Origin of the sequence: Nocardioides sp. GCM10030259 (assembly GCF_042666375.1) — a bacterium.
In the GTDB taxonomy this organism is placed as follows: domain Bacteria; phylum Actinomycetota; class Actinomycetes; order Propionibacteriales; family Nocardioidaceae; genus Nocardioides.
Genome location: NZ_JBHTDF010000007.1, coordinates 15,129 through 39,565, shown reverse-complemented (window position 1 = coordinate 39,565; position 24,437 = coordinate 15,129). Strand labels below are relative to the sequence as shown.

Annotated in this window: 24 protein-coding genes and 1 pseudogene; 16 read left to right on the top strand and 9 right to left on the bottom strand. The window is 67.7% G+C overall.

Annotated elements, in window-relative coordinates; translation table 11 throughout:
- Positions 1-267: 267 nt before the first annotated feature.
- The gene (locus ACFQQI_RS08595; RefSeq protein ID WP_378560911.1) at positions 268-993 is read left to right on the top strand and encodes a hypothetical protein; all 726 of its coding nucleotides are present in this window, start codon (positions 268-270) and stop codon (positions 991-993) included.
- A 204-nt stretch (positions 994-1,197) separates the two neighbouring features.
- Here the strand turns inward: ACFQQI_RS08595 and ACFQQI_RS08590 are convergent, their stop codons facing one another.
- From ACFQQI_RS08590 to ACFQQI_RS08580, 3 genes are all read right to left on the bottom strand, one after another.
- The gene (locus tag ACFQQI_RS08590; protein ID WP_378560908.1) at positions 1,198-1,401 is read right to left on the bottom strand and encodes a hypothetical protein; all 204 of its coding nucleotides are present in this window, start codon (positions 1,399-1,401) and stop codon (positions 1,198-1,200) included.
- 265 nt (positions 1,402-1,666) lie between these two features.
- Positions 1,667-2,431 carry a hypothetical protein gene (locus tag ACFQQI_RS08585; protein WP_378560905.1) on the bottom strand — a complete coding sequence of 255 codons (765 nt, stop codon included), beginning with the start codon at positions 2,429-2,431 and terminating at the stop codon, positions 1,667-1,669.
- Positions 2,432-3,297: 866 nt separating this feature from the next.
- Positions 3,298-3,996 carry an ATP-binding protein gene (locus ACFQQI_RS08580; RefSeq protein WP_378560902.1) on the bottom strand — a complete coding sequence of 233 codons (699 nt, stop codon included), beginning with the start codon at positions 3,994-3,996 and terminating at the stop codon, positions 3,298-3,300.
- A 610-nt stretch (positions 3,997-4,606) separates the two neighbouring features.
- On the opposite strand from ACFQQI_RS08580, the gene ACFQQI_RS08575 reads away from it, so the two are divergent.
- Positions 4,607-5,449, top strand: a complete 843-nt coding sequence (locus ACFQQI_RS08575; RefSeq protein WP_378560899.1) for an alpha/beta hydrolase — start codon at positions 4,607-4,609, stop codon at positions 5,447-5,449.
- 129 nt (positions 5,450-5,578) lie between these two features.
- On the opposite strand, the gene ACFQQI_RS08570 is transcribed toward ACFQQI_RS08575, so the two are convergent.
- Entirely contained in the window at positions 5,579-6,382 is an 804-nt protein-coding gene (locus tag ACFQQI_RS08570; RefSeq protein WP_378560896.1) for a hypothetical protein, read from the bottom strand.
- 789 nt (positions 6,383-7,171) lie between these two features.
- On the opposite strand from ACFQQI_RS08570, the gene ACFQQI_RS08565 reads away from it, so the two are divergent.
- Complete coding sequence (locus ACFQQI_RS08565) at positions 7,172-8,452, top strand: PP2C family protein-serine/threonine phosphatase (protein ID WP_378560894.1); 1,281 nt, start codon at positions 7,172-7,174, stop codon at positions 8,450-8,452.
- Between the two features lie 100 nt (positions 8,453-8,552).
- Here ACFQQI_RS08565 and ACFQQI_RS08560 read toward each other — a convergent pair whose 3' ends face one another.
- The gene (locus ACFQQI_RS08560) at positions 8,553-9,395 is read right to left on the bottom strand and encodes an oxidoreductase (protein WP_378560892.1); all 843 of its coding nucleotides are present in this window, start codon (positions 9,393-9,395) and stop codon (positions 8,553-8,555) included.
- Positions 9,396-9,493: 98 nt separating this feature from the next.
- Here ACFQQI_RS08560 and ACFQQI_RS08555 point away from each other — a divergent pair, with 98 nt between their 5' ends.
- The 6 genes from ACFQQI_RS08555 (at position 9,494) to ACFQQI_RS08530 (ending at position 12,752) form a co-directional block, all read left to right on the top strand.
- Positions 9,494-10,060, top strand: a complete 567-nt coding sequence (locus ACFQQI_RS08555) for a TetR/AcrR family transcriptional regulator (protein ID WP_378560890.1) — start codon at positions 9,494-9,496, stop codon at positions 10,058-10,060.
- A gap of 205 nt (positions 10,061-10,265) precedes the next feature.
- A complete protein-coding gene (locus ACFQQI_RS08550; RefSeq protein WP_378560888.1) occupies positions 10,266-10,646 on the top strand; it encodes a hypothetical protein in 381 nt (126 codons plus the stop codon).
- Positions 10,643-11,152, top strand: a complete 510-nt coding sequence (locus ACFQQI_RS08545; RefSeq protein ID WP_378560885.1) for a MerR family transcriptional regulator — start codon at positions 10,643-10,645, stop codon at positions 11,150-11,152. Before ACFQQI_RS08550 ends, ACFQQI_RS08545 begins: the two co-directional genes overlap by 4 nt.
- A complete protein-coding gene (locus tag ACFQQI_RS08540) occupies positions 11,149-11,442 on the top strand; it encodes a hypothetical protein (RefSeq protein WP_378560882.1) in 294 nt (97 codons plus the stop codon). Before ACFQQI_RS08545 ends, ACFQQI_RS08540 begins: the two co-directional genes overlap by 4 nt.
- Before the next feature lie 45 nt (positions 11,443-11,487).
- Positions 11,488-11,823: a YnfA family protein gene (locus ACFQQI_RS08535; RefSeq protein WP_378560880.1), complete on the top strand. Its 336-nt coding sequence runs from the start codon at positions 11,488-11,490 to the stop codon at positions 11,821-11,823.
- A 62-nt stretch (positions 11,824-11,885) separates the two neighbouring features.
- Complete coding sequence (locus ACFQQI_RS08530) at positions 11,886-12,752, top strand: sulfite exporter TauE/SafE family protein (protein ID WP_378560877.1); 867 nt, start codon at positions 11,886-11,888, stop codon at positions 12,750-12,752.
- 664 nt (positions 12,753-13,416) lie between these two features.
- On the opposite strand, the pseudogene gvpJ reads toward ACFQQI_RS08530, so the two are convergent.
- Positions 13,417-13,611: pseudogene (gene gvpJ / locus ACFQQI_RS08525) on the bottom strand (gas vesicle protein GvpJ); the annotation flags it as partial.
- A gap of 1,059 nt (positions 13,612-14,670) precedes the next feature.
- On the bottom strand, positions 14,671-15,111 hold the full coding sequence (locus ACFQQI_RS08520) for a hypothetical protein (protein WP_378560874.1): 441 nt from the start codon (positions 15,109-15,111) through the stop codon (positions 14,671-14,673).
- 855 nt (positions 15,112-15,966) lie between these two features.
- On the opposite strand from ACFQQI_RS08520, the gene ACFQQI_RS08515 reads away from it, so the two are divergent.
- Positions 15,967-16,164, top strand: a complete 198-nt coding sequence (locus ACFQQI_RS08515) for a hypothetical protein (protein WP_378560872.1) — start codon at positions 15,967-15,969, stop codon at positions 16,162-16,164.
- A gap of 131 nt (positions 16,165-16,295) precedes the next feature.
- Here the strand turns inward: ACFQQI_RS08515 and ACFQQI_RS08510 are convergent, their stop codons facing one another.
- Together ACFQQI_RS08510 and ACFQQI_RS08505 are read right to left on the bottom strand one after the other, a co-directional pair.
- Positions 16,296-16,772 carry a hypothetical protein gene (locus tag ACFQQI_RS08510; RefSeq protein WP_378560870.1) on the bottom strand — a complete coding sequence of 159 codons (477 nt, stop codon included), beginning with the start codon at positions 16,770-16,772 and terminating at the stop codon, positions 16,296-16,298.
- Between the two features lie 304 nt (positions 16,773-17,076).
- Positions 17,077-17,277 (bottom strand): hypothetical protein, encoded by a 201-nt coding sequence (locus tag ACFQQI_RS08505; protein WP_378560867.1) that lies wholly within the window; start codon positions 17,275-17,277, stop codon positions 17,077-17,079.
- A gap of 1,003 nt (positions 17,278-18,280) precedes the next feature.
- On the opposite strand from ACFQQI_RS08505, the gene ACFQQI_RS08500 reads away from it, so the two are divergent.
- The 6 genes from ACFQQI_RS08500 to ACFQQI_RS08475 all read left to right on the top strand — a co-directional run bounded on the left by ACFQQI_RS08500 (position 18,281) and on the right by ACFQQI_RS08475 (position 24,430).
- Complete coding sequence (locus tag ACFQQI_RS08500; protein WP_378560864.1) at positions 18,281-19,354, top strand: thiamine pyrophosphate-dependent dehydrogenase E1 component subunit alpha; 1,074 nt, start codon at positions 18,281-18,283, stop codon at positions 19,352-19,354.
- A 2-nt stretch (positions 19,355-19,356) separates the two neighbouring features.
- Positions 19,357-20,340 carry an alpha-ketoacid dehydrogenase subunit beta gene (locus tag ACFQQI_RS08495; protein WP_378560861.1) on the top strand — a complete coding sequence of 328 codons (984 nt, stop codon included), beginning with the start codon at positions 19,357-19,359 and terminating at the stop codon, positions 20,338-20,340.
- The gene (locus ACFQQI_RS08490) at positions 20,337-21,677 is read left to right on the top strand and encodes a dihydrolipoamide acetyltransferase family protein (RefSeq protein WP_378560858.1); all 1,341 of its coding nucleotides are present in this window, start codon (positions 20,337-20,339) and stop codon (positions 21,675-21,677) included. The genes ACFQQI_RS08495 and ACFQQI_RS08490 overlap by 4 nt, the downstream gene beginning before the upstream one ends.
- A gap of 13 nt (positions 21,678-21,690) precedes the next feature.
- Complete coding sequence (lpdA, locus tag ACFQQI_RS08485) at positions 21,691-23,136, top strand: dihydrolipoyl dehydrogenase (RefSeq protein WP_378560855.1); 1,446 nt, start codon at positions 21,691-21,693, stop codon at positions 23,134-23,136.
- A complete protein-coding gene (locus ACFQQI_RS08480) occupies positions 23,133-23,885 on the top strand; it encodes a hypothetical protein (protein WP_378560852.1) in 753 nt (250 codons plus the stop codon). The genes lpdA and ACFQQI_RS08480 overlap by 4 nt, the downstream gene beginning before the upstream one ends.
- A gap of 152 nt (positions 23,886-24,037) precedes the next feature.
- The gene (locus tag ACFQQI_RS08475) at positions 24,038-24,430 is read left to right on the top strand and encodes a RidA family protein (RefSeq protein ID WP_378560849.1); all 393 of its coding nucleotides are present in this window, start codon (positions 24,038-24,040) and stop codon (positions 24,428-24,430) included.
- The last annotated feature ends 7 nt before the right edge of the window (positions 24,431-24,437 follow it).

Sequence of the window (24,437 nt, the reverse complement as noted above, 5' to 3'; positions counted from 1 at the left end):
CCCGGCCACCGCCCCCGGAAGAGCCCGAGCCGACAACACCTCAAGACTGCGGGTTGACGTCAGAGGGGTGCCGGTAAGACGCAACACGAGCGCCCGAATAGCCGCGCGAGCGGATGGAGCGTCCACTACAGCCTCCGGCGGGCAGGGTCGCAGCAACGACCGCTGGCCGATCACGCCCCTTCCGTGACCGGCTGGGTGACTACTGCTCGCGAGCGAGCGGCATACCATCGTTGTCGACATGAAGCCGCGGGGTCTCGGGAGGCGACGATGATCGCGAGCGTTCGAACGGCAACGACAGCGCTGCTGGCCTTGGTGATTGGCGCTGCCGCACTTCAAGCTCCGGCGGCAGCGCAGAGGGCAACCGCGGTCTCGGTGTCCAGCGGAGTCCTCTACCCGGGATGCCACGACGTTCCGTGGACTTACACGATCGACCCAGCGCAGGCTGCCTACGACTGGGCAGTATTCGTCTCCGCCTACGACCCGTCGGGCAGCGAGGTAAGCAGCGACTCGGTCTGGAAGGACGAGGGTGCTCCTCCGTCGGGGACCGGCAACGGGTTCCAGGTCTGCTCCCACCAGCTGTCGGGAACGTGGACGCTCCAGGCTGAGGTGCACTTCTATGGCGGCCCATATGCCGACATCGTTTTCCCGACCCAGTCCTTCTCCATGCGTGAGGCGAAGTCGAAGACGTCCGTGACGATCAAGAAGAAGACGGTCAAGACCGGCCAGACGGTCAAGGTAAAGATCCGCTGCCTCGTCGAATACCCAAACGGGTTCTATCCCGAGTCGTTCGTCAAGGTCGTCGCGCAGCGCAAGGTCGACGGCGTCTGGAAGAAGGCCGGAGTCGCCTATGTCGACGACCGTGGCTACGCGACCGTTGCCTTCACCTGGAAGCTGAAGAAGGGCAAGCAACTCGTTCGCGGCACCACGCCTCGCACCGACCGATTCCTCGGGTCGCAGTCTTCCGCGGTCAAGGTCAAGACCGCGAAGCCGTGAAGTTCGGCGCGCCGTTTCGACAGAGGTTCTCGCACCGACGCCGCGGCAGGGCAGGACGATGACGGTCACCCTGGGTCGCAAGGACGCGAGCGTCTCGTCCGACCGAGCGCTTGTACCGAGTTGGGTCCAGCGTGGTTCGCGGCGGATAGACGCACGTTGGAAACGAGCGGGTCGCGGCAGCTCCGGAAGCTGCGATGGGACGGCTCAGTGGCGCAGGCGCCCCACCACATGCTCACTCAGTCTGGTGACCTTCGCCGCGGCGTAGACGCACCCGCCGATGAGGAGCAGCAGGACCACTTTCTCAAGCCAGCCTGTGTTCGACGTCCCAAGACTCATAACGAACGAGATGGCCAGCATCGCCAGCACGACGATCAGCAGGAACCGAGTCGCTCGGACAACAGTGGTCATGTCTGCGACGGTACGCCGCTGAAAGGCGCGGGGGAATCGTGTCATCGCCAGATCCGGTAGATCAACCGGCGCCGGCAGGCGGCGGTAAGACACACCTTGATCACCGCGCGGATCGCGGTAGATGAGTGCGTTTCAACTCATGCGCTCTCGTCGCCGGGCGAGTCAGTATGAGCGGCACGCCGCGCCCGTCTGACGGGCCAAGATCCGACGACGGTTCGCCGCCGAGGTCATCAGCGAAGTTGCAGAACTGGTCAACCGGTCCGGGTCAGTGAGACGTCGTGAACGTCGCGGACGACAGGGTCTGGTTGCCGCTCCCCTCGATGGCGAGAACCTCCCACGAGTACTCGGTGTTCGGGCGGAGGAAGCCGGGCGGCACACGAAGGCGTGCAGCCGTCGGAGGCATCATCACATCCAACGTGATGACCGGCAGGGCATGGAGTCCGGTCTCGCGCTCGACCAGCACCTGATACCCGATGATCCGGCCACCCTTCGGTGCCGGGACCGGCCGCCACCGCATCACTGTGTCGCTCGGCGCTTGCGGTGTCGAACTCTCGACCGGCGATACCAGGGTCGGGCCATCGGGAAGGCGGTGCGTCAGCCGTGCCGAGCCGCGGAACACCTGCCCATCCGCACCGGTGCCACGGAACCTGTAGACACCCGGCGGCCACTGTTTGAGCAGTCTGGGCAGGGGAAGCTTGGCAAACGGTGGCTCCCCGCTCTCGAGGAAGAGCTCCGAACCGCCAAATCTGCCCAGCCTGCCGCTGGTCTGCGTCGAGAAGATCCGGTGGCCTCCCGGATCGAAGATCGACATCGTCCGCCAGGCCTCGGCGTCGATAAGGACCTGAACGCCTCCGTCCCTGTCGGTCGAGTTGATCTCAAACTTCAGGCGCGCGTCCTCCAGCCTGACCACACGCGGCACTGCCCTCGATTGATCGGCCGAAGGGTCCGCGCCCTTGGACTGTCCGATCGCGCTGGGTGCCATCCCGCCTGCGACGAGGAGCGCCGCAAGCGCCACTGCGTAGAGCCTCATTGTGATGCCTTCCGCCGAGCCACCGTCCGATGGCCTCTCCTTCCGCGAAAGTACGGCGGCGTTGCTGAAGACACCCTGAAGTGACCTCTGCACCGCGACGTGAGCTTGTCGTCGGGCAAGTCCATGGGCCAGATGCTCGCCCGTCGGCCCCGCCGAGCGCGGTCGAGAGCGAGCATCGGTCTCCAGCCATCGCTACTTCGCGACTCGGGGACGTCCTATCAGGACCGAGGGGCCAGTCGCCGTTTCGGAACCGGTGCCCGACGCCGGGCTCTGTGACCAGGTGTCTGGGCCCGCCGGAGTCGTCTTCGGGCCTCTTGCTCAGCGTCCGAGCAAGCGAGTTCCGAGAGCGCCGTCGTTCTGCTCCGCGAGGTGTGTGGAACCGCATCTCGACAGATCCGGCAACTCAGCTGCGCCGGCAGGCGGCGAAAGGACACACCTCGAACGCACGATCCGCGGATCGGTTCGTAGGTCAGACGTTGGTGCACAGGAGGGCGGGCTCGCCGAGTACGGGCCACGCTTCGATGTCGTCGTGTCCGGTGGTGCCGCCGGATGTGGTGTCGCGCAGCTGGATTCCGAATCGGGTAGGGCTTGGTCAGTGGCACGGGGCGGGTTGCCGACCGGGGGTCAGTTGCACCGTCGCTTGGCACCAAACGGGCCCATGTCCACGACAGGCCTCAGCACTGGGTGCCGCCGACGAGGCCCTGGCCCCTCTACGCGTACTGGAGCCACGCGCTGGCGGCGCCACGACACAGGCAGGAAGTCCATCAACCTGGCTCGGTGCTCGCCCCGTGTTCTTGAGGTGCGCGGACTAGAGCGGCTCCGGACTGCGCACGAACTATGCCTCAGCCGCGCCGTGCCTGCGTTCCTTAGGCCGACCCGGGCCGGCTCCCTTTCTCGGCGGTGCGGAGCGTGGCCCAATAGATGCGCCCGCCTGCGGGAGCACCGATCTGACCACAGGCGGCCGCGAGTGCCTGCACGATCTGCAGCCCCCGACCGCGTTCTTGGACCGCTGTAGGGGCGGCGGACGTGCCTCCATCGGCAGCGCCAGCGTTCGGGGGACGATCATCGGGACTTCCGCGATCGCGTACCGCGATCTGCAGCAGATGCTGGCTTTGTTCTAGCCGTAGCTCGAGGTCAGAACCGGCGTGCTCTCGGCCGTTGCTGACCAACTCACTGACGATCAAGGTCGCCTCCGCAGTCACTTCCTGCACGGACCAGCGGGCTAGCACCTCGGTGGTGAACTGGCGTGCCCGGCGGGGCGCGTTGGGCTCCGGCGACAGGATCAGCCGTTCCCGGCGCCGCGGCGGTTCCTTGAGTTGCTGCGCGAGCGCGGCCTGGGTCGAGTCGGCGAGGGCGAGAAAGCGTGCAGCGCCGGTCAGTCGGAGGGCCTCTGCTGGCTGGCCGTGCGCGCCGGCAAGCCAGACCACCGGTCCCGGCCAGGGTCCTGACCATTGAGCCGCGACCCAGGTGGCGACGCAGACCGGGTCCAACCAGTGCACGGCTGACAAGTCGCAGACCACAAAGTTGGGGCCCTCGGCCATCGCCTTCGCCAGGGCTCCGCTCAACCGCGACCCGTCGAAGGGACCAACGGATCCGCTGACATGCAGCACGGCGCACGTACCGGTGTCGGCTCTGGTCAGGTCCAAAGCTCCAGGTCACCTCCCCCGAGATCCGCAACCGCACACGACCGGCGGATTTGGCCAACGCGCCGGCGTCAGAGTGCCGCCAGGCAAACCTCGCGAACCGGCTGCTGGTCGGCAGGTTCCGATTTCCTGAGCATGTCACGTACCCGAGTTCGTGCACACCATTCGTCAGCCGGTCTGCCGTCGCTCCAGGCTCGGGGCGGAAGAGCGCTCGATCCGACCCCGCCATCGAGGTGATGGACCGGTGCGCCGCGCACACGACCTCCTCGTGCACGTCGCGACCGCGACGTCTGGCAAGCCGCACCCGTGTGCGCGAAGGTTGCCCTGACGGCGGCAATGCGTGCCCGGTGGCCGGACGGATCGCGGCCGAGCCATGTCTGTCGGTCCGGGGCGTTCGCGGTCTCGCGTCGCCTCTGAGGCGTGCAAACATCGCGGTACGGATCTTCGCTCCTGACTGGTTTCGGGTCTCCCAACGACCGAGCCGCGTCGCTACAGTCGACTCGAGCTTCGTGCGAGGGAGGGGGGTGCCGACATGTCCTCGATTTCGAGGCGGGAGGCCCAGGAGATCGAAGCAGCCAACGCTGGCGGTACAACGCCCGTCGTCTTCATCCACGGCCTCTGGCTGCTGCCGAGCAGCTGGGCAAGGTGGGCGGACTTCTTCGAGCGGGCCGGGTACGCGCCGCTGACGCCGGACTGGCCAGACGATCCGGAAACCGTCGAGGAGGCCAGGGCGAACCCGGACGTCTTCGCCAAGAAGACCCTGGGGCAGGTCGCCGACCACACCACCGAGGTCGTCAACGCCCTGGACAGGAAGCCGGTGATCATCGGGCACTCCACCGGAGGTCTGCTGGCGCAGATGCTGGCAGGCAGGGGACTCGCGGCGGCGACGGTGGCGATCGACCCCGGGGTCTTCCGCGGCGTCCTGCCCCTGCCGGCGTCCGTGCTGAAGGGCGTGGGCCCGTTCCTGATCGACCCGCGTACGCGGGGGCGAGCGCTCACGCTCACGTTCGAGCAGTTCAAGTATGGCTGGGCGAATGCACTGGACGAGACGGAGGCGAGGGAGCTCTACGACACGTACCACGTCGCCGCGCCCGGCATCTCACTCGTCCAGATGGGCAACGCGAACCTCAACCCGTGGACCGAAGCGAAGGTGAACACGCAGAACTCGGAACGGGGTCCCCTGTTGATCATCGACGGGGAAAAGGACCACACGGTCCCGTGGGCGATCGCGAACGCCGCCTACAAGCGGCAGCGGCACAACCCCGGGGTGACCGAGATCGTCAAGATCCCGAACCGGGGCCACTCGCTGACGATCGACCACGGCTGGCAGGAAGTCGCCCAGACCTCGCTCGACTTCATCACCAAGATCGCCTGAGATCGGTCAGCGGATCGGGTCGTCGTCCCGTGTCGAGCTTTGCTGCCCGGGGAGGCGCTGCCTGGGGCTCGGCTTCGGCAGATTCGCGTCAGGACGTCTTCGTCCTGGTGTGTGACTCGTCGGGTGACTTCACCGGTTCCAGGTGGTGGCGTCCGGCGCCGGCCCCGTGCCGCCCGTCCCAGTCGCGCCCGTACCAGTGGCGCCGGAGGTCCGGTACTCGTGGACGCTGGTCTCGGCGCGGTCGCGGCCGACGGCGAGGTCGTCGCGGGCCTGGTCCTTGGCCTGGCGGCCCTGGGCGTAGGCGTCCTCGAGCAGCCGGCGGGCGACATCACGGCCACCCAGGCCGAAGGCGAGGGCAAGACCGAGAGCCAGTGCTCCCATGGTGGCGGCGAAGGCGATGGTCACGATGGTCTCGGCGATCCGCAGCTGGTCGAGGATCATGAACAGCGCGATGACCATGACCAGGGCGGGAACGACGGTGGCGACGATCTTCCCGGTGGGGGTGTCGCCCATGAAGTTGGTGACGGCGGCGGCCACGGCGCCCGCGATGAGCGCGGCGACCACGAAGATCAGGATCGCGACGATGACGTTCGGCAGGTAGGCGAGCACCTGGTTCATGAACGTGGTCACTGCCGGGATCTTGAGGGCTCCGATCGCGGCGAACAGGAAGAACACGAACACCAGCCAGAAGACCACACGTGCGATCCCGTTGCTCGCGCTCGCACCGGGGAGCACGCGGTCGACGTACTTGTTGGCGTCCGAGCCCCGCAGGTGACGGTCCAGTCCGACCTTGTCCAGCAGCCTGCGCACGATGCCCGCGACCACCTTCGCCACGATGAAGCCGACGAGCAGCAGCACGAGGAAGCCGAGGAGATTGGGCAGGAATGCGAAGAAGCCGTCGAACGCGTTCTGCACGCTGTCACCGATGTCCATGGGTCTTTCCTTTCGATGGGGTCTCGCTGCCTGTCGGCACCGCCGGTAGGCGCCGCAGCGAACGCTGGCGGGAGTAGTTGCGGCGCCAGTGCTGCGTGAGATCTAGCGCCGCAACCACCCGCTGGTTCCACGGTTTCTCCGAGGCCCGGATGAAAACTCGCCCTAAGAGGTGACGCCGTGGGGCGGCGCCGACCTGGCGGTTCACGACGTCGCGCTGGTGCTCGCGTGCACCTCACGCGGCGGGTCGCACGCCGCGAACGGGCCGCCGAGGTGTGAGGCGGCGGAGGGCGAGCCTGAATGGGTCATGGTCGTGACGGGAGCGTCCGGTCTACCGTGAGGAATGTTGCTGTCAGGCCGACCGTCCCGCGACCAGGTCGTCCTCCTCGTCGCGAGCCTGGTCGCGGTCACGAGCGCCCTCGTGGTGTGGGTAAAGGGCAGCTGACATCGAACCTACGGCCGCGGGCGGAGACGCACGGGAGCCGCAATCTGCGCCGCACTTTCGGGTGAGACACGCTCGTTCCCGCGGGTGGGGCGTCGGCACGCGCTACCGAATTGACATCTGATTGATCAAGGCGCCGGCTCCGTCGGCGCGGCCGCCTGCGGCGGCGTTGCGGCGCCGTCCTCGGCGGATTCGACTGGCCGGCCGGACGTGCGGGTCGCGGCATCCGCAGGAAGTGCGCTCGGGACCTCCGACTTCCCGCTCACAGATGTGGAAGACTCTCAGCCGCGCCCATGACTGTGGGGCGTCCCAAGCGGCCAGGTAAGGCGATGTGGAGCTGACGAGTGTGCGTGGTGCCCGTCGGCCGGCGGGTTGGCGGCACGATGAGCCGTCCTGAGAAGGATGCGCCGGTCGTGGGGACCCGCGGCGGGGCTGGCGGTCGCGTGCCCGCGGACCGTGCGGAGACGTTGCCCGGGCTGGGCGGCCTCCTCGATGAGGTGCGTTCGGCGATGCGGGCGGACACGGCCACGGTGCTCGTTCTGGACGGCAGCAGAACGCTCCTCGAGCCGCTCGCCACGGTGGGTCTCGATCGGACGCTGCGTCGCGCGCGTCGTGTGCCGCTGGGGAAGGGATTCGCCGGTCGCGTCGCGCAGACCCGACAGCCCGTCGCTCTGGCTCAGGTCGACGGCTCGACGGTCGTCAACCCGGTCCTGCTTGACCACGGGCTGCAGTCGCTACTGGGCGTGCCCGTGATGGACGGCAGCGAGCTGCTTGGGGTGCTACATGTCGGCTTCCTGCGGCGGCACGACGTGAGCGAGGCGGAGAAGCGACTTCTCAGCGAGTTCGCGGCCGAGCTCGGCGCGGTGCTGCACGAGCGTTTCGCCGACTCCGCACACGCCGCAGCGCTCGCTCTCCAGCGGAGTCTCCTCCCGACGGTGATGGCCGCGCCCGACGGTATCTCCATCGCGGCTCGCTACGTCCCGGCCGACGGGGACCTCGGCGGCGACTGGTACGACGTCTTCGAGCTGCCTGGGGGGCGTCTTTGTCTGGTCATGGGAGATGTCGTGGGCCACGGCCTGCAGGCGGCCGTGGTGATGGGTCGTCTCCGCAGCGCTCTGCGGGCCTACGCGCTGGAGCACGACGACCCGGCCGAGGTCCTTTCCCGGCTGGACCGCAAGATCTGCCACTTCGAGCCAGACGTGTTCGCGACAGTCGCGTTTGGGGTCGCCAGGGCACCGTTCACCGCGTGGAGGTTCAGCTCGGCGGGTCATCAGCCACCCTTGGTCGGGCAGCCGGGGCGCCCGGTGGTTGCTGCCGATCTCCCGACAGATCCGTTGCTCGGCGTCGCGCCCGACACGCGTCGGCGGAGCAAGATCGTGGCTGTACCCGCGGGGGGCTTCTTGTGTCTCTACACCGACGGCTTGGTGGAGCGTCGGCCGGCACCAGGCGCAACCTCAACCGACACGATCGGCCAGAACACTGCTCGACTCGCGGCCGTTCTCGCCGACGACGGGGACCCGGAGATGCGCTGTATCCGGGCCCTGGCGGAGGTCGTCGGCGACCACGTCGCCGAGGACGACATCGCCATCCTCGTCGCCCAAGTCCGCGCCGCCTCGACGATGCCCGAGTAGGTCACCGCCGAAAGCGCGGCGACCGGTGGCATTCTCCCCACGTGCGGATCGCGGCATGTGAGCGCGTTGTCATCCGTGGTTCGATCGATAGCTCTATTGACTAGTGCTTGATGCCGCTGGCTCGCTTGATCACCGCATCGAAGGTGCGGTCGGGGAGTACGCCGTGGAGGCCGATGAGCGGTCTTGCACCGAAGCCCACGGCGTAGCGGGTCTTGGGTCGCTTGGCAGAGGCTGCCTTGCTGATCGCTTTGGCGATGACGGAGGGGTCGGAGGAGAAGCGGGCGCTGCCTTCGCCGGACAGGGTTTCGGCCACCGCGATGGCTTGGTCTGCGTACGCACCGTTGCCGGACGTCTCTCTCAACATCTGTGCGGCGATGCCTCCCCATTCGGTGCGGATGCCGCCGGGTTCGATAATGGCGACGTCGACGCCGAACGGTGCGGCTTCGAGCCGGACGCAGTCGCTGATTGCCTCGAGTGCGAACTTCGTGGCGTGATACCAGGATCCGAGCGGCGTGTAGATCTTCCCGCCCATCGAGGTGACGTTGATGATCGTGCCGTCCTGCTGCTCACGCATGTGCGGCAACGCCAGTTGCATGAGGCGCGCGGCACCGAAGACGTTGACCTCGAACTGACGTCGGGCTTCCTCTATGGGGACGTCCTCGAGCGCGCCGTAGGAGCCGTAGCCGGCGTTGTTGACGAGCACGTCGAGCCGGCCCTGCTCCTCGATGATCCGGCGGATGCCCGCGGCCATGGAGTCGTCGTCGGTGACGTCCATCGCCAGCGGCGTGATGCCGTGACCGGCGAGCGCCTGGAGGCGGTCGAGCCGACGAGCGGCTCCGTAGACGTTGAAGCCGTCGTCGGCGAGCTGGCGTGACGTGGCCTCCCCGATGCCGGAGGAGGCACCGGTGACCAGTGCCACGCGGGCGTGGTGGTTCACGGGCATGAGATTCGTCCTCGATCGTATAGTGAACTGCGGTTCATCTTATTTAGAATGAACTATAGTTCACCTTCTTGCAAGTCTCGATCGCCCGAGGTGGCCACGTGATCCAGCCGCAGCGCACGCCCCGTGCTGACTCCCTGCGCAACCGAGCCAAGATCCTGGACGCGGCACGCTTGCGCATCGCCGAGTCGGGAAGCGACGTCGCGATGACTGACATCGCGGACGCAGCCGGTGTGGCGGTCGGGACGCTGTACAACCACTTTCCGACCAAGGTCGATCTGGTCGCTGCCGTCATGGCTGAGTACGTGCACCAGGTCGCCGATCGGGCGGACGAACTGCGAGCCGCTGTCGAGGCTCAGGGCATGGCAGGCGGGACTGCGGTCACGGAGTTCCTGCAGTTCGTGCTCGACGCTTCGGCGGTCAACCACGCTGTGAAGGTGGTGGCTCAGACCATGGGTTCAGCCGCGGCGGATGATGCTCCGGATGAGACTCGCGCGGCTCGGGCCTTGGCCTTCCTGCTGGGCGCGGCACAGCAACAGGGGACCGTTCGCGAGGCGGTGACCGTGGAGGACGTGTACCTGCTGGTGAACTCCGCCCCCCTGGACTCGCCGAAGCATGCGCGAGATCGCTGGCTCGAACTAGTCAGTCGTGGCATCCGGGCCGACTAGCACCATCTGCCGACTGCCCCACGGGCCGGCCGTGTCGGGCGCAGCCCTAGGACGCTCGACGTCCGCTCGTCGCCAGGGCCACGCGGCCGACACGCGGCGGAGAGACCCGCTCCTCGAGGCAGATCCGGATGCTCGGGTATGCCATCCAAGATCCTCCACGCGAGGGCTTGCATCCGGTACCTAGATACAGGCTTACGCTCGATGCATGACCTCGACCAACCTGGGTTTCGACCCAAACTGGGTGCCCGATGTCTGCACCCTGCCAACCGTCGAACAACCTCTGCGATTGACGGAGTTCGACGACCTCTTCATCACCGTCACCCACGTGGATCGGGCGGGTCCGACCCGTGCGACGCTGACTCTCGCCGGATGGGCCGGCCTGGCTGCTCACGCGCAGGACCTTGCTGACCGCGAGAAGGCGTGCTGCTCGTTCTTCAGCTTCACCATCGTGGCGACCGCCCGGACCGGCGACGAACCGACGGACGAGACGCGGGAACGGGTGCGCATGAGTATCGAGGTCCCCGAGGCACAGGCAGCCGTGCTGGCGGCGCTTGTGGACCGTGCCGAGCAGCGGGCCCAGCGGTGAAGACCATCGAGCGCGGAATCGGTGGGTTCGAGGGTCTGCGGGCTGGTGAGGTCGCCGAAGCGGCGGGCGTGAACCGGGAGACTTTGCGCTATTACGAGCGGAGAGGGCTGCTCGCCCAACCGGTGCGCAGTCCCGGCGGGCACCGTCTCTACCCAACCGAGGCCGTCACGATGCTGCGGATCATCAAGGCCGCGCAACGGCTTGGGTTCACCCTCGACGAGGTCGCCTCGTTGCTGGAGGTCAGCCGACACCGTCATGGGCAGCGGTCCGACACCGGGCTGCAGTCGCGGGCTCGGGAGAAGTTGGTTGAGGTCGAGGACCGCATCCGGGACCTGCAGACCATCCGCGAGAACCTGGTCGCAGCGCTCGACGCGGGCTGCGACGACCTCACCGAGTGCGCCAACGCCGCGTGCTGCCCCATCCCGTTCGTCGCCCTCACCGAAATTCGCACCGACGTATCCATGAACGCACCGGCACCCCCCGCCGCTGGAACGGAGAACCGATGAGCCTGCGCGACCGTCACCTGTGGGGAGCCGGAGCGGCCGCCTGCGCGGTCTGCTGTGCACCACCTCTCCTCGCCCTCGTCGGCCTCGCCGGAGCCGGGCTCGCCGCCACCATCGCAACGATCGCGTTCGCCGGGCTCGTTTTCGGCCTCGTCGTGGGTGGCGCCGCAGTCACTGCCGTGGTCATCAAGCGCCGCCGCGACGCGACCGCCGCTGCCGCCACCGCCTGCGGGCCGCCCGCCAGTGGGCCGGTCGAGGTCACCCTGACCAGCGGACCCACCGAGACTGGCTGACAGCCGGCCCGGGCGCCGTCGAAGCTTGGCTGGGAGACTCCCGGCATGGACTACGCCCGCTCCATCGTGCTCTTCGTTGGCGCCGCCATGGCCGAGATTGGCGGCGCGTGGCTGGTCTGGCAGGGCGTGCGCGAGCACAAGGGCTGGATCTGGATCGGTGCGGGCGTCGTTGTCCTCGGCATCTACGGCTTCGTCGCTACCCTCCAGCCCGACGCCAACTTCGGTCGCATCCTCGCCGCCTACGGCGGAGTCTTCGTTGCCGGATCCCTTGCCTGGGGCATGGTCATGGACGGCTTCAAGCCCGACCGCTACGACATCACCGGCGCACTCATCTGCCTGGCTGGGGTCGCGGTCATCATGTACGCCCCGCGCGAAGCCTGAGGCACATCGGAGCCCGCGCGGTCACTCGAGGGCAGGGGCGCATGCTGCCCTAGGGTCGATCCGTGTCAACGAACCCGCCGCCTCCGCCGATGGGTGACCCGGACAGCGCCGCTCAGGCGGCTGCCCAACCAACAACCCCTGCCCGACGGGACCCGTCGCTGCCGCTTGCGGCCGTCGCTGGCGCAGCAGTCGGCATTCTCGGCGGCATGATCGGCCTCGGCGGTGCCGAGTTCCGGCTCCCGCTGCTGATCGGGGTGTTCGGCTTCGTCGCGCTTCAGGCTGTCATCTTGAACAAGGCGCTCAGCCTCATCGTGGTCGCGACTGCTCTCCCGGCTCGGCTCCTCGGCGTGCCCTACGGGGCGGTTGCCGAGCACTGGGCCATCGTCGTGAACCTTCTTCTCGGCAGCCTCGTCGGCGCATGGGTCGGTGCGACCTGGGCGACCCGGATGCGGTCCAAGACCTTGTACCGGGTTCTCGGTGCACTGCTGGTTGGCATCGCCGTCGTCCTCGTGCTCACCCACCTCGGCAACATCGAGCCAGCCGGCATCGACGGGGCGTGGCAGCTCATCGCCGGGATCGTCGCGGGCGTCGCCATCGGCATCGTCGCAGCTCTGATGGGAGTCGCCGGGGGCGAACTCCTCATCCCCACGATCGTGCTGCTCTACGCCGTCGACATCAAGGTCGCCGGGTCCCTCTCGCTCGCGGTGTCGCTACCCACCATGCTGGTCGCGTTCGCCCGCTACAGCCGCGACCAGTCCTTCAGCGTGCTCGCCGCGAACAAGAACTTCCTGTTCGCCATGGCGGCAGGATCAGTCGCGGGCACCATCATCGGCGGCCTGCTGCTCGGAGTGGTCCCCAGCGCCGTCCTGATCCCCCTCCTCGCCGCGCTCCTCCTGCTGTCCTCGGTGAAGGTCTGGCAGCACGATTAGGGCGCACCGTGGTCAGAGCAAGGCGAAGGACCAAACCAACCCATCCGCTCATCCGCGCGTTCGGCAGAGCTTCCAGCGACGTCGCTGGTCATGACGCTGCCGGGTCATAAGCGTTCACAGGGGCTCGAACGGAAACTGGCATCTGGGGCAGCGTGGAGGTGACTCAGATGACGCCGTTGGTTCGTCCTTGCATTCGCCGTCGTCGTGCTCCTGGTCGCGTTTGTCCACGAGCGCCGCTGAAAGCACAGTGGCCTCTACGGGACCATCCACAGTGATGGGATCCCGAACTTGCAGGAAGATCCGCACGGGTGGGTCCGCGGCGCGTACGACGGGTCGCCTTGAACGGCTGAGCACAGACGTCAGCGTCCCGAACGTGGTGAGAGGCGCATGGGACGCCCCGGCGGCGCTACTTCCGCTGAGTGTCCTCGGCTGCGTCAATGACCTTGTCGGCGACGGCTTCAGCGACATCCACGACCTTGCCAGAAGCAGAGCGGGCGACCTTCTCGGCCGGACGGCCGAGTGTGTTGCCGACGGTGTCCATGGCGTCGTCGACCTTGTGTTCGACGACGTTGGTCGCGACGCTCGTCACCGCCGTTTCTGTTTCCTCGGTGAGCGCGTCGACCAAGCTTGTGCCGCCCTTTTCCTCCAGGTCCAGTCGGTTGGTCGCCTCCGCGAACCGTAAGTAGGTGTCGACGCTGGCCACCACGACGCGTGCATCCACGGTCAGCAGCTCGATGCCGAGGAGCGACACCCGGACGTAGGCGTCGATGACGATGCCCTTGTCCAACACGATCTCCACCACGTCGGCGAGACCGCTTGGTTTCGGGCGCGCTAGGTAGCCGCTCTGCTGCCGTGCCATGTCCCCTCGCTCCCCCCGGAGCCCATGGTCGACGTACCCGGCAGGGCAGCCGCGCATGTCGCGGAGATTGGGTACCCGTGGGCTCGGGGCGCCGGCCGGGTGCGGCTGAGTCCGGACGCACTGGGGGTTCCGACCGCTCCTGTCTGCTCGCCGCTGTCGAGTCCGCGATGACCGGCTGGCAGGTCGGCGACCCTGGCCCGGATCCGCTCGTCGGGTCCGCAACATCGCAGGACGCGCGGACCGCTTCGGCAGGTCTGCCGGGCTGAGTCCACGAGCGCTAGCATCTCCCCCAATTGCTCCGTGGGACGTCCGCGACTTCACGCTCGCCGAGATCAAGCAGCTGGATGCCGACTCATGGTCGGCCCCGGCCTTCGCCAGGGAGCGGGCACCGAACTCCACCGAAGATCCTCACCGTCGTCGGGTGGTTCCCGTTGTTTGTACAGACGAGGCCGGGAGATCATGCCTCCTTTGCATCGACGAACCCCTGACATCTTCGGCGACGGCGCGTGACTGGCGCCGAGGGCAACCAGTCCCTCAGGCGTGCGCAAAGTGTTCTCCCCGGAACGGCTGATGACATCCGCTTCGCCGGCGGCACGATCAGCTCGAACCTCCGCCGAGCCAAACGGGGTGGGATGAGTCGCCGAATGCGATCGGAGAGGACGCTTCGGCGCGCCGCGCTCTTCATGGGATCGGTGCTGGCGGCGCTGGCCTTGTCCGTCAGCGGCGCCGGGACGGCGACGACCACCGCGGGGACACTCGCGATCCCACCTGTCGCGGCATCCCCGCAACGATCGTGGAGACCGCCTGAGACGACGAGATCGTCGGGACTGCTGGTGACGACGTGGTCGGCGGTGGAGGTGTCGCCAACATCTTGGGTCGGGGCGGCGACGACCTCATCTGTGTTGGGCCGACCGCGCTCAAGTTGCTAGACGGCGAGGTCGTCAACCAGCAACTTGGGCACGGGTAGTGAGCGCTAGCCCAGTTTGACGCTGCGAGACCTTGTAGGTCGGGCCGACGACTAACACTGTGACGATCAGGGCGCAGCGAGACGCCAGCAGTTCATCTCCCAGGCGTTCGTTCGAATGCCTTGGCGTCTTTCAGCCACCAGTCAGCCATGGAGATGAGCTGGACGAGGGCCTTCTTCGCGTCCTCGCCCATTCCCTCGTACGGTTCGCTGTCCAGCACCTTCACCAGCTTCCCGCTCTCCCTAGCGACCTCGCTCGCCAGGAACGGGGAGATTCGGTACGCCCTCGCGCTGGTGTCGCTGGCCGCCGCGTACACGGGACCTAACCAGTCGTACCAATCATCCGACGCCGGCCCTTGGGAGCCGGCTCGGAATGCAGAAGCCTGTAGGTCTGCCACCGACTTGCGAAGCTCGGTCATCTCGGTACTGCGACGCTCGTGTCGAAGGGTCCACCACAGCGCCAGGCCGGTGACCGCACCGCTGGCGAGGGCCCCGAACAGGACGGTCCACCACCACTCCGCCTGCGTCGGGTCCATGGCCGGGAACGTACGCCGCCGCCAGCAGTCAGGCCACCCTGCAACGTGTCACGCCCCCGCCCCAGGTCAAACCGGTCGTATAACGCGCCTTGGCTTTCGACACAGCCTGAAACGATGACGTCGCCGGACGAGGCGAGGAGCCGTGCCATCCGCGGCTCGTCCCACGACCCGTCAGACAACACCCATCCGTCGTAGTCGGTGTCGGCGGTGACGTGACCGCGGCACCTCAGTTCGAGCAGGCGGGTCGTTTTGCCGACGCCAGACGTTCCCGTCACGAGCACGCGACTCACGGCCGTCACGGTAGTAGAGGGCGGTCTGTTCGGAGGGGCGTCCACCGCGACGACCTCTGCCAGCCCGAACGTCGAACCCCCGGCGCTCCCGATAGCGTCCAGCGCATGGACGGCACCCCAAAGCTGCTCACCGCGAAGGCACCGATGGAGCCGTCGGGCCTGGTGCTGCTCCTGCATGGCGGCGCGAACAGGCGCGGCAACTCGACCGTGAGTCCGGCCCAGTTGTCGGTGCTGAGGTTGATCCCGCTCGCCAAGCGGACCGCGCGCGCCGGGCGCGGCCGCTTGGGTGTCCTCCGGCTGCTCAACACCCACCGCGGCTGGGACAGCACGCACACGCCGATCGACGACGTCGCGTGGGCGCTCGGCGAGTTGGGGAGCCGATACGTCGGGCGGCCGGTGTGCCTCCTGGGCCATTCCCTGGGCGGGCGCGCGGCCCTCTTGGCTGGTTCGTCTGCCGGCGTGGTCAGCGTGGTCCGCGAATCTTCGAACGGACGAGCTGCATCGGCTCGGCGAAGGCCTGAAGTTCATCAACGAGAATCTCGCCGGTTCAGCGGTCCTCCAAAGCATGGAGGACTGGATCGATCTGACGATCAAGTGCGAGTCGAACGGAAGCCTGAGGGTGGTTGGCGAAGTGACGGACCAGCCAGGCATTAGCAATCGGTTGGTCTTCGAACTGCGTGACCTCGACCAGTCCCACCTATCCGATTGGCTCTCACAAGTGGCCGCGATCGAAGCGGCGTTCCCCGTCGTCGGTCACCCGTGACGCACGCTCGGTCATTGGCTGATCCGGTCGTTCCGTCCGTACCGACAGGCGGCGGAGTGACGCGGGTCCGTACGCGACGGTGGCGCCCCCTTCGAGCGACTGCCTCATGTTCACCGTCCGCGCCGCGCGATCTAGGACACGGCTGCGCGGACCTTTTCGAGCAGGTCCCTTTCGCGTTCGCTGACCAGCTCCGCGCGGAACCCCATGAAGCCGCCCTCCTTGGCCGCGTTGGCGGCGGCCTCGGCTACGTTGACCAGCCAAGTCCCGAAGGCCGCTGCCTCTTCGGGTGTTGCGTGCTCGTTGACGATTGTCCTGACCTCTCTCAGCTCTTGGAGCACCTGTTCGCCGGGTTCTGTGCTGCCGCTGGGTCGGTAGCCCTTGACGGGGTTGTGGTGCTGCTGAACCTGCGCCTGGATGTCGAGGGCGACCTCGGTGAGCAACTGCTCGCGGCTCGGCGGGTTCGCCGCCGACCTGATGGAGGCCATCGACTCCTTGGCAGCCTCGATCGGCCCCCCAGGGTCGGCGAGGGTGATCGCCATCCCGGCGACGAACGGTGCGCGGACGACACGCACCCACTCTTCCTCGGAGAAGTCGGCCTTGCTGGTCATGTTCTTGTCCCTTCGATGGTGGGTGGACGGAGGTGACCGCGATGCCGCCGAGAGTTGTCGACGGGGAATCCTGCGACATTCAAGAGGGATCAGCCCCATCCTCATCGGCACGGCGTCGCGAGGACAAGGGAGGGTGGTCGGTCCGGGAGGGCGCGGATCAGACCCGTCGCGCCGGGAGGTTGCGATGCTCGCCGCCCTTCAATCTTCTCGCTCCGCGCCCGAGTGGCCGCCAAACCGCCACGGATGCACGCCGACTGTCGCGCGTGGCGCATCGTCGGCCCATCGAGCCAATCCGCTGCCGAGCTCAACGCCTTCTGTTCCGGGATGAGCCGAAGTCGAGATCGATCAGCACCTTGAGGATGCGCAGCAGAATGACGACACCGGCGGCGCACGCCGCCGCGCCCAGAACGAGCTTGACCTCATCGGGCGACCGGCCGGTAGCGGCCGCGAGCTCTCTCGCAACCCGATCCCGCACGTTCCCTCGCCGAGCCATGACGTCCTCCACAGGCCAGATTGCACCGACTCCAGGGCCCATGGCTACCTCCGTCCGGATCAAGCCCAGTCGAGAGACGAGCCATGGACCACCGCGCGCTGGCGCCGTTGCGCGCACAGTGGGCGAGATGGCGCCTTCATTGGCGAACCGGGTTCTGGGCGCAAGGGGTCATTGCGCGCAGGACATCCCTTCGGCGCGGATCACACCAGACGAAACACTCGGCGAAGTACGAGACGACGCCGTTGAGGCCGATCCGCTCCTGCTTCATCGTGTCGCGCTCGCGGATCGTGACGACATGGTCCTCCCTCGCAGTCAGCGGGCTACTTCAGTTGGTAGGCATGGTGCGGAGCTGGTCGGTCGAGTTGGCGGCCGCATCGGACGCGGAGGTTCGCAAAATGGCGTGGCCGTCGGTGTCGCCGAGTCCGGCGCTGTGAACGTTTCCACCGAGGTGCCACAGAGACGGCCGGCCTCTTCCTTGGGTGGCGATCGTGGCGGGATGCTCGGACTGACTGTCAATGGCGTCGACTTGTCCGAGCTCCTCCCGGAACACCGTCGCGCATGGCCAGAGCCGATGCTCGGTCTCTGATTCCTTTGAGCGCAGTCACATGGCCAGTGGCGAGGTCGACGTCGAGGTGGACGAGCCTCGGGCGACTCGCACCGCGGACCGGACGTCAGCCCTGCACGCCGGCGGTCGTCGCAACGATCATCGAGCGGCGGTCGCGGCGTCGTCGGAGGCCTAGTCAGCCCTAGGCGTGTTATCGCCTCGTTGAGACTCTGATTGCTGGCTTTCGGGCGCTCGCGACGACGCACGGATCCCGGGGCGAGCAGTGGTAGGACACCTCGTGGCTCCGCCGGTGGGACGTCGTGTCGTCTCACAAATGCCGTGCGCCGTAAGGGCTGCGAGGCCTCTCGGGCCGCCCCGCTCGCATTTCGCGTGGATGCAACCGCGTAGAGGCTCGAAGGAACTTGAAGTGAATGCTTGCGTACATCCAGATGTGCATGCAACAGTGCATGCATGACGGGATTCACGCCGCCCAGCTCTTCGGTCGAGCCGCTCCGCGTGCTAGACCCCTCCGGGGGCGTGGTGGCCGGACAGGCGCCGATGGGGGATGGAGCCACGCTCGAGGCGTTCCGCTGGATGCTGCTGACCCGGACCTTCGACGAGAAGGCGACGAGCCTTCAGCGACAGGGCCGATTCGGGACGTTCTCGTCCGTGCGCGGGCAGGAGGCTTCGGTGGTGGGCGCGGCTTCCGCGCTTGACCCGGCCCGAGACTGGATCGCACCGCAGTACCGCGAGCTCCCGGCGATCCTTCGACACGGGATGCCGCTGGAGCACTTCGCGCTCTACTTCATGGGCCACCCGGCTGGGTGCGTCATCCCCGAGAACGTCAACATTCTCCCGATCCAGATCTCGCTGGCCGCTCAGCTGCCTCAGGCAGTGGGCGTGGCGTGGGGTCTGCGTCAGCAGGGTCTCGACGGTGTCGTGACGACCTTCTTCGGTGATGGCGCCTCGTCGGAAGGCGACTTCCACGAGTCGGTGAACCTGGCCGGCGTCACCAAGGCTCCTGTCATCTTCTTCCTCCAGAACAACGGTTGGGCCATTTCGACCCCGCGGCGCAAGCAGACCGCGGCTCGCACCTTCGCTGACCGGGCCGCCGGATACGGCGTGCACGGCGCCTACGTTGATGGCAACGACCTCTTCGCCGTGCACACCGCCATGGCAGAAGCGGTTGAGCGGGCCCGCGCAGGCGAGGGACCAACGCTCATCGAGTCGCTGACCTGGCGAGCGGGAGCGCACAACACGGCCGACGACCCGACGAAGTACGTCACCGACGCTGACCACGAGGCGTGGGCAGGAACCGACCCGCTCGTCCGGGTCGAGGCCTACCTGCGTGCCAAGGGCGCGATGAGTGAGGAGCTGTACGCCGAGATCAAGGCCGACTGCGTCGCGGAAGTCGAGCGGGCCCTGGGTGTCGCGCAGGCAACTCCGGCTGCAGGACCCGCGGCGCTCTTCGACCACGTCTACGCCGAGCCGTTCCCGCGCTTCATGCAACAGCGCGAGGCATGGCTCCAGATGCAGGAGGCCTGAGCGTGCCGATCAAGACGATGATCGAGAGCATCCGGGAGACGCTGGCCGACGAGATGGAGCGCGATCAGCGCGTCATGGTCATCGGCGAGGACGTCGGGGCTCTGGGCGGAGTCTTCCGCGCTACCGACGGTCTCCAGGCGAAGTTCGGTGAGGACCGCGTAGTCGACATGCCGCTGGCTGAGGGCGTCATCGTCGGTGCCGGTTTGGGGCTCGCAATGAGCGGGATGCGGCCGGTGGTCGAAATCCAGTTCCTCGGTTTCGGGCACCAGGCTTTCCACCAGATCGGGCAGCAGGTCGCCCGCCTGCGCTATCGCTCCGCGGGCCGCCACTCGGTCCCCGTGGTCATCCGAGCGCCATTCGGCGGCGGTGTCCGCACTCCCGAGCTGCACTCCGACGCCTTCGAGGCGTTCTACGCCCACTGCCCGGGCTTGAAGGTGGTCGCGCCATCGACCGCCTACGACGCCAAGGGCCTGCTCATCGCTGCCCTCGACACCGACGACCCGGTGCTCTATCTCGAGCCGCTCAAGGGGTACCGGCTGCAGCGCGACGAGGTGCCTGACGAGCGCTACACCCTGCCGATCGGACACTCGAAGATCGTCCGTGCGGGCACCGACGTCACCATCGTCGCGTGGTCCGCCGCCGTCCAGCTCGCGCTCAAGGCCGCCGACGACCTCGCCGAGGCCGGTATCGACGCGCAGGTCCTTGACCTCCGCTCCTTGGTGCCTCTCGACGTGGAGGGGATGACCGCTGCGGTCACGTCGACTGGTCGCGCCGTCATCTTGCACGAGGCGCCCATGACCGGCGGGTTCGGCGCCGAACTTGCCGCCACCATCCAGCAGGAGTGCTTCTACGACCTCCTTGCCCCGGTGCACCGCATCAGCGCACCTGACACCCCCTATCCACTCGCAGGCATCGAGGACGCCTACGTCCCCTCCCAAGGGCGTGTCGTTCGCGAGGTGCGCGCCCTGATGGAGGTCGCCCCGTGAACAGTCCCGCGCACAACACCGTGGTCGTCTCTGACAGCGGGCTCGTCGAGTTCCGTCTGCCCGACGTCGGCGAGGGAATCGCCGAGGCGGAGCTTCTCGACTGGTTCGTCGAGGTCGGCGCGGCCGTCGAGGCCGACGGATTGCTCTGTCAGGTGCAGACCGACAAGTCGATCGTCGAGATTCCAGCGCCAGCCTCCGGCACGCTGCTGAAGCGCTGCGCTTCGGTCGGCGACCTCGTCAAGGTCGGTGCCCTTTTGGTCGTCATCGGAGACGCGGGAGCACTCGACCCCCGCGAACCCGACTCCCGAAGCACCGGGGGAGAGCCGGTCGGCGAAGAATTCGACAGCGGCGCGGCAGCCGCCTTCGACGCACCTCTCAATGGCAGCTCGCTTTCGACGCCCTCGACTCCACGGCGGCGCCCGCTTGCCAGCCCACGCACCCGCCGCCTGGCCGCACGCCGCGGCATCGACCTGAGCGGCATCGTCGGAACCGGACCGCACGGCCGGATCTTGGAGGCCGACCTGGATCACCCGCAGCCCGCCGGCAGCGACGCCGCTCCTGCTCTCCTCGCCGAATCGACCGCACCCGGTGCTGACGCGTCGAGAGCCGGCTCGAACCCAGGCAGGAGGCGACGTGCCGAATCGCGTACGGACGAGACGATCGAGCTGCGGGGCCTGCGCCGGTCGATCGCCCGGTCGATGACCGAGGCCTTGACCATCCCGCACGTCACGGAGTTCCGCGAGGTAGACGCGACGAACCTGCTCGCGGCACGAGCGGCGCTCAAGCCCACGTTCGAGGCTCGCGGCAGCCGGCTCTCGGTGTTTCCCTTGCTGCTGAAGTCCGTGATGCATGCCCTCGCACTGCAGCCCTCGATGAACGCAACCTACGACGCATCCACCGAGACGTTGACCAAGCACGCGGGCGTGCACCTGGGCATGGCAACCGCCACCGAAGACGGACTCATCGTGCCGGTCGTCCACGACGCCGACCTGATGAGCCTCAGCGAGCTCACGGAGGAAGTAGAGCGACTAGCTCAGCGTGCGCGAACCCGGACCGCCACCCAAGACGAGCTGACCGGCGGATCGTTCACCGTCACCAACTTCGGCTCCTTCGGAACCTGGATGGGCAACCCCGTGATTCGACCTCCCGAGGTTGGCATCGCAGGTTTCGGCCGCATCACCGAGAAGGTCGTCGCTCTCGACGGGCAGCCCGCGGTTCGACCGGTCTTGCCGATCGTGGTCGCGACCGACCACCGGATCAACGACGGCGCCCACCTGGCCGAGTTCGTCAACGCCCTGACCGAAGCCGTGGCCCAGCCCCTTCTGCTGCTGTCCTAGAAACGAGATACCCATGGTTGTCGGAGAGATGCCCGAAGGCGTCGACCTGCTGGTCATCGGCGGAGGCCCTGGTGGGTACGTCGCCGCCCTGGCCGCCGCGCAGCACGGACGCAAGGTCGTGCTCGTTGACGCGGACGGTGAGGACGGACTCGGCGGTGTCTGCGTCCGGGTCGGATGCATCCCGTCCAAGGCGCTCATCGAGCTCGCCTCTCACGTCCGCTCCAGCTCCGCCTGGCATGATCGCGGTGCCCCCGCCTTGACGGATGAGACCGTCGACCTGGCCCGATTCCAAAGTTGGAAGAGCGATGTCGTCGGTGGTTTGAACGCCGGAGTTCGCGGACTCCTCAAGCGCGCTGGCGTGGAGGTTCGCCGCGGGTGGTTCCGCTTCACCCGGCCCGACCAGGGCGCTTTGGTGACCCACCCCGATCAGCCGCCGACACACCTACAGTTCAAGTCGGCGATCATCGCCACCGGTTCGCGCCCCGTGGAGCTGCGAGATCTCCCGTTCGATGGCACGCGCATCGTGTCCTCGACCGAGGTTCTCGAGCTGGACGAGGTGCCGCCTTCGGTCGCAGTGGTCGGCGGCGGCTACATCGGGCTCGAGCTCGGAACCGCCCTGGCGAAGCTCGGCTCCTCGGTGACCCTCGTGGAGGCCCTCGACTCCCTCCTGCCGACGATGAGCTCCGAGATCGGTGCGCTCCTCGGCAAACACCTCAAGGGCCACGGCGTCGAGGTACTCACCAACGCGCGAGTCACCGGCGACGACGGCACGAACCTTCACCTGGACGGCCTCGACGGACCGGCCAAGCTACCCGTCGACCTCGTGGTCGTCGCGGTCGGCCGCGTCCCCAACACCGACGACCTCGGCCTCGAAGCGCTCGGCGTCGCCCCCGGTGCCGGCGGCCGCCTCGAGGTCGGCCCCGACCTCCTTGTCACCCCCCGTGTCGCGGCCATCGGGGACATCACGCCCGGCCCCGCGCTCGCCCACAAGGCCAGCGCAGAGGGTCACGTCGCCGCCGCGGTGCTCTCCGGGCACCCCGAACGGTTCGAGCCTGCGGTCATCCCCGCCGTGGTGTTCACCGACCCCGAGATCGGGCAGGCCGGCATGACCGCCACCCAGGCCGCGGCAGCCGGCCACAGCCCGCAGACCGCAACCTTCCCCGTCGCTGCCTCGGGTCGGGCGCGCACGCTGGGGGAGAGCGCGGGGTTCGCCGAGTACGTCTTCGACAGCGACAGCGGCATCGTCCTTGGCGCCACCATCGTCGGCGCCCATGCCAGCGAACTCATCGGTGAAGCCGCTCTGGCCATCGAGATGGCAGCTCACCTCGAGGACCTCGCCGGGACGATCCACCCCCACCCCACGATGAGTGAAGTCCACCACGAAGCCGCCCTCCTCGGACTCGGCCGACCCATCCACATCCCGGCGGCCCGCCGCCACGCAACCAGAGGGACGGCATGAACGACACCAGCCTGGCCATCGTCCACGCCCGCCCGGGCGCTGTCGCCAGTGGCTACCCGATCGGAATGCTCTGCGCTCAGTGGAACATCCCGTTCGTCCCCGGCGACCTCAACCACGCCTCGACCTTCGACTTCCCCATGCGGTACGTCGAGGTGCAGGGCCTCATCGGCGCCGACATCCTCCGCGGCGACGGAGAGAAGTTCATCGACCTCATCGTCACCGCCGCCAGGGCCCTCGAAGCCGAGGGCGTCCAGGCGCTGACGTCGAACTGCGGCTTCATGGCCGTCTACCAGGAGGTCGTCGCCGCCGCGGTGAGCATCCCGGTATTCCTCTCCAGCCTTCTCCAGGTCAATCTCGCCACGCAGATGGTCGGGCCCAACCGCACCGTCGGCGTGCTCACCGCCAACTCCAAGGCAGTAACGCCCGAGCTTCTCGCTCACGTCGGGTTCACAGACCTGGACCGCATTGTCTTGCAGGGCCTCGAGGACTTCGACCACTTCCGCGAGGTCATCCTCGACGAGGTCGGACACATGGACCCGGCCCGGTTCGCCGCCGAGGTCGTCGAAGGTGCGCGCCATTTGCAGGCCGCATCACCCGACATGGGGGCCATCGTCGTCGAGTGCTCGGACCTGCCGGCCTATTCCGCCGCCATCCGTGAAGCTACCGGGCTCCCCGTCTTCGACTGGGCCTCCTTCATCGACTACGTACACCGCGCGGTCGTCCCACGCGCGTACTTGGGCCGCGCCTAGACGCGTGGGCCGGCCCGCAGCCGCGCCGTGCGCCTCGCCCCGGCTCACCCCCGGCGAGCACCCGCCTCGCGGCCACCCGGCGCGACTCCACGAGCACAACTCCACGAGCACAACTCGCCGAGCACGTCCCTGACCCCAACCAAGGAGAAGTCATGTCCGACATCCAGATCGTCAACCCCAGCACCTTCGGCCCCTCCCTGTTCCCGTACTCGCAGGCGACCGTGGCCGGCGGTCTGGTGTTCGTCGCCGGTCAGGTCGCTCTCGACGACGAGAACAACGTCGTCGCGCCGGGAGACGCCTTCGAGCAGACGAAGGTCACCCTTGACAGGGTCGCCCGGGTCCTCGCCGAGGTCGGGGGAACCCTCGACGACATCGTGACCGCGACCGTCTTCGTGCCCGACCTCGAGCACCTGCCCGGTTTCAACAAGGCCTGGATCGAGGTCTTCGGAGACCACCGACCCGCCCGCGCCACCGTCGTGGCCGGCCTGCTCATCGACGGCCTCGTGGTCGAGGTCCAGTCGATCGCGGTCAGCCGCGCGTCCTGAGTCACGA

What these genes read in the sequence shown, in the direction of transcription:
- ACFQQI_RS08595 (WP_378560911.1), top strand. Translation starts at nt 268, where the DNA reads ATGATCGCGAGCGTTCGAACGGCAACGACAGCGCTGCTGGCCTTGGTG.
- ACFQQI_RS08590 (WP_378560908.1), bottom strand. Translation starts at nt 1,401, where the DNA reads ATGACCACTGTTGTCCGAGCGACTCGGTTCCTGCTGATCGTCGTGCTG.
- ACFQQI_RS08585 (WP_378560905.1), bottom strand. Translation starts at nt 2,431, where the DNA reads ATGAGGCTCTACGCAGTGGCGCTTGCGGCGCTCCTCGTCGCAGGCGGG.
- ACFQQI_RS08575 (WP_378560899.1), top strand. Translation starts at nt 4,607, where the DNA reads ATGTCCTCGATTTCGAGGCGGGAGGCCCAGGAGATCGAAGCAGCCAAC.
- ACFQQI_RS08570 (WP_378560896.1), bottom strand. Translation starts at nt 6,382, where the DNA reads ATGGACATCGGTGACAGCGTGCAGAACGCGTTCGACGGCTTCTTCGCA.
- ACFQQI_RS08560 (WP_378560892.1), bottom strand. Translation starts at nt 9,395, where the DNA reads ATGCCCGTGAACCACCACGCCCGCGTGGCACTGGTCACCGGTGCCTCC.
- ACFQQI_RS08550 (WP_378560888.1), top strand. Translation starts at nt 10,266, where the DNA reads ATGACCTCGACCAACCTGGGTTTCGACCCAAACTGGGTGCCCGATGTC.
- ACFQQI_RS08540 (WP_378560882.1), top strand. Translation starts at nt 11,149, where the DNA reads ATGAGCCTGCGCGACCGTCACCTGTGGGGAGCCGGAGCGGCCGCCTGC.
- ACFQQI_RS08535 (WP_378560880.1), top strand. Translation starts at nt 11,488, where the DNA reads ATGGACTACGCCCGCTCCATCGTGCTCTTCGTTGGCGCCGCCATGGCC.
- ACFQQI_RS08520 (WP_378560874.1), bottom strand. Translation starts at nt 15,111, where the DNA reads ATGGACCCGACGCAGGCGGAGTGGTGGTGGACCGTCCTGTTCGGGGCC.
- ACFQQI_RS08515 (WP_378560872.1), top strand. Translation starts at nt 15,967, where the DNA reads ATGGAGGACTGGATCGATCTGACGATCAAGTGCGAGTCGAACGGAAGC.
- ACFQQI_RS08510 (WP_378560870.1), bottom strand. Translation starts at nt 16,772, where the DNA reads ATGACCAGCAAGGCCGACTTCTCCGAGGAAGAGTGGGTGCGTGTCGTC.
- ACFQQI_RS08500 (WP_378560864.1), top strand. Translation starts at nt 18,281, where the DNA reads ATGACGGGATTCACGCCGCCCAGCTCTTCGGTCGAGCCGCTCCGCGTG.
- lpdA (WP_378560855.1), top strand. Translation starts at nt 21,691, where the DNA reads ATGGTTGTCGGAGAGATGCCCGAAGGCGTCGACCTGCTGGTCATCGGC.
- ACFQQI_RS08480 (WP_378560852.1), top strand. Translation starts at nt 23,133, where the DNA reads ATGAACGACACCAGCCTGGCCATCGTCCACGCCCGCCCGGGCGCTGTC.
- ACFQQI_RS08475 (WP_378560849.1), top strand. Translation starts at nt 24,038, where the DNA reads ATGTCCGACATCCAGATCGTCAACCCCAGCACCTTCGGCCCCTCCCTG.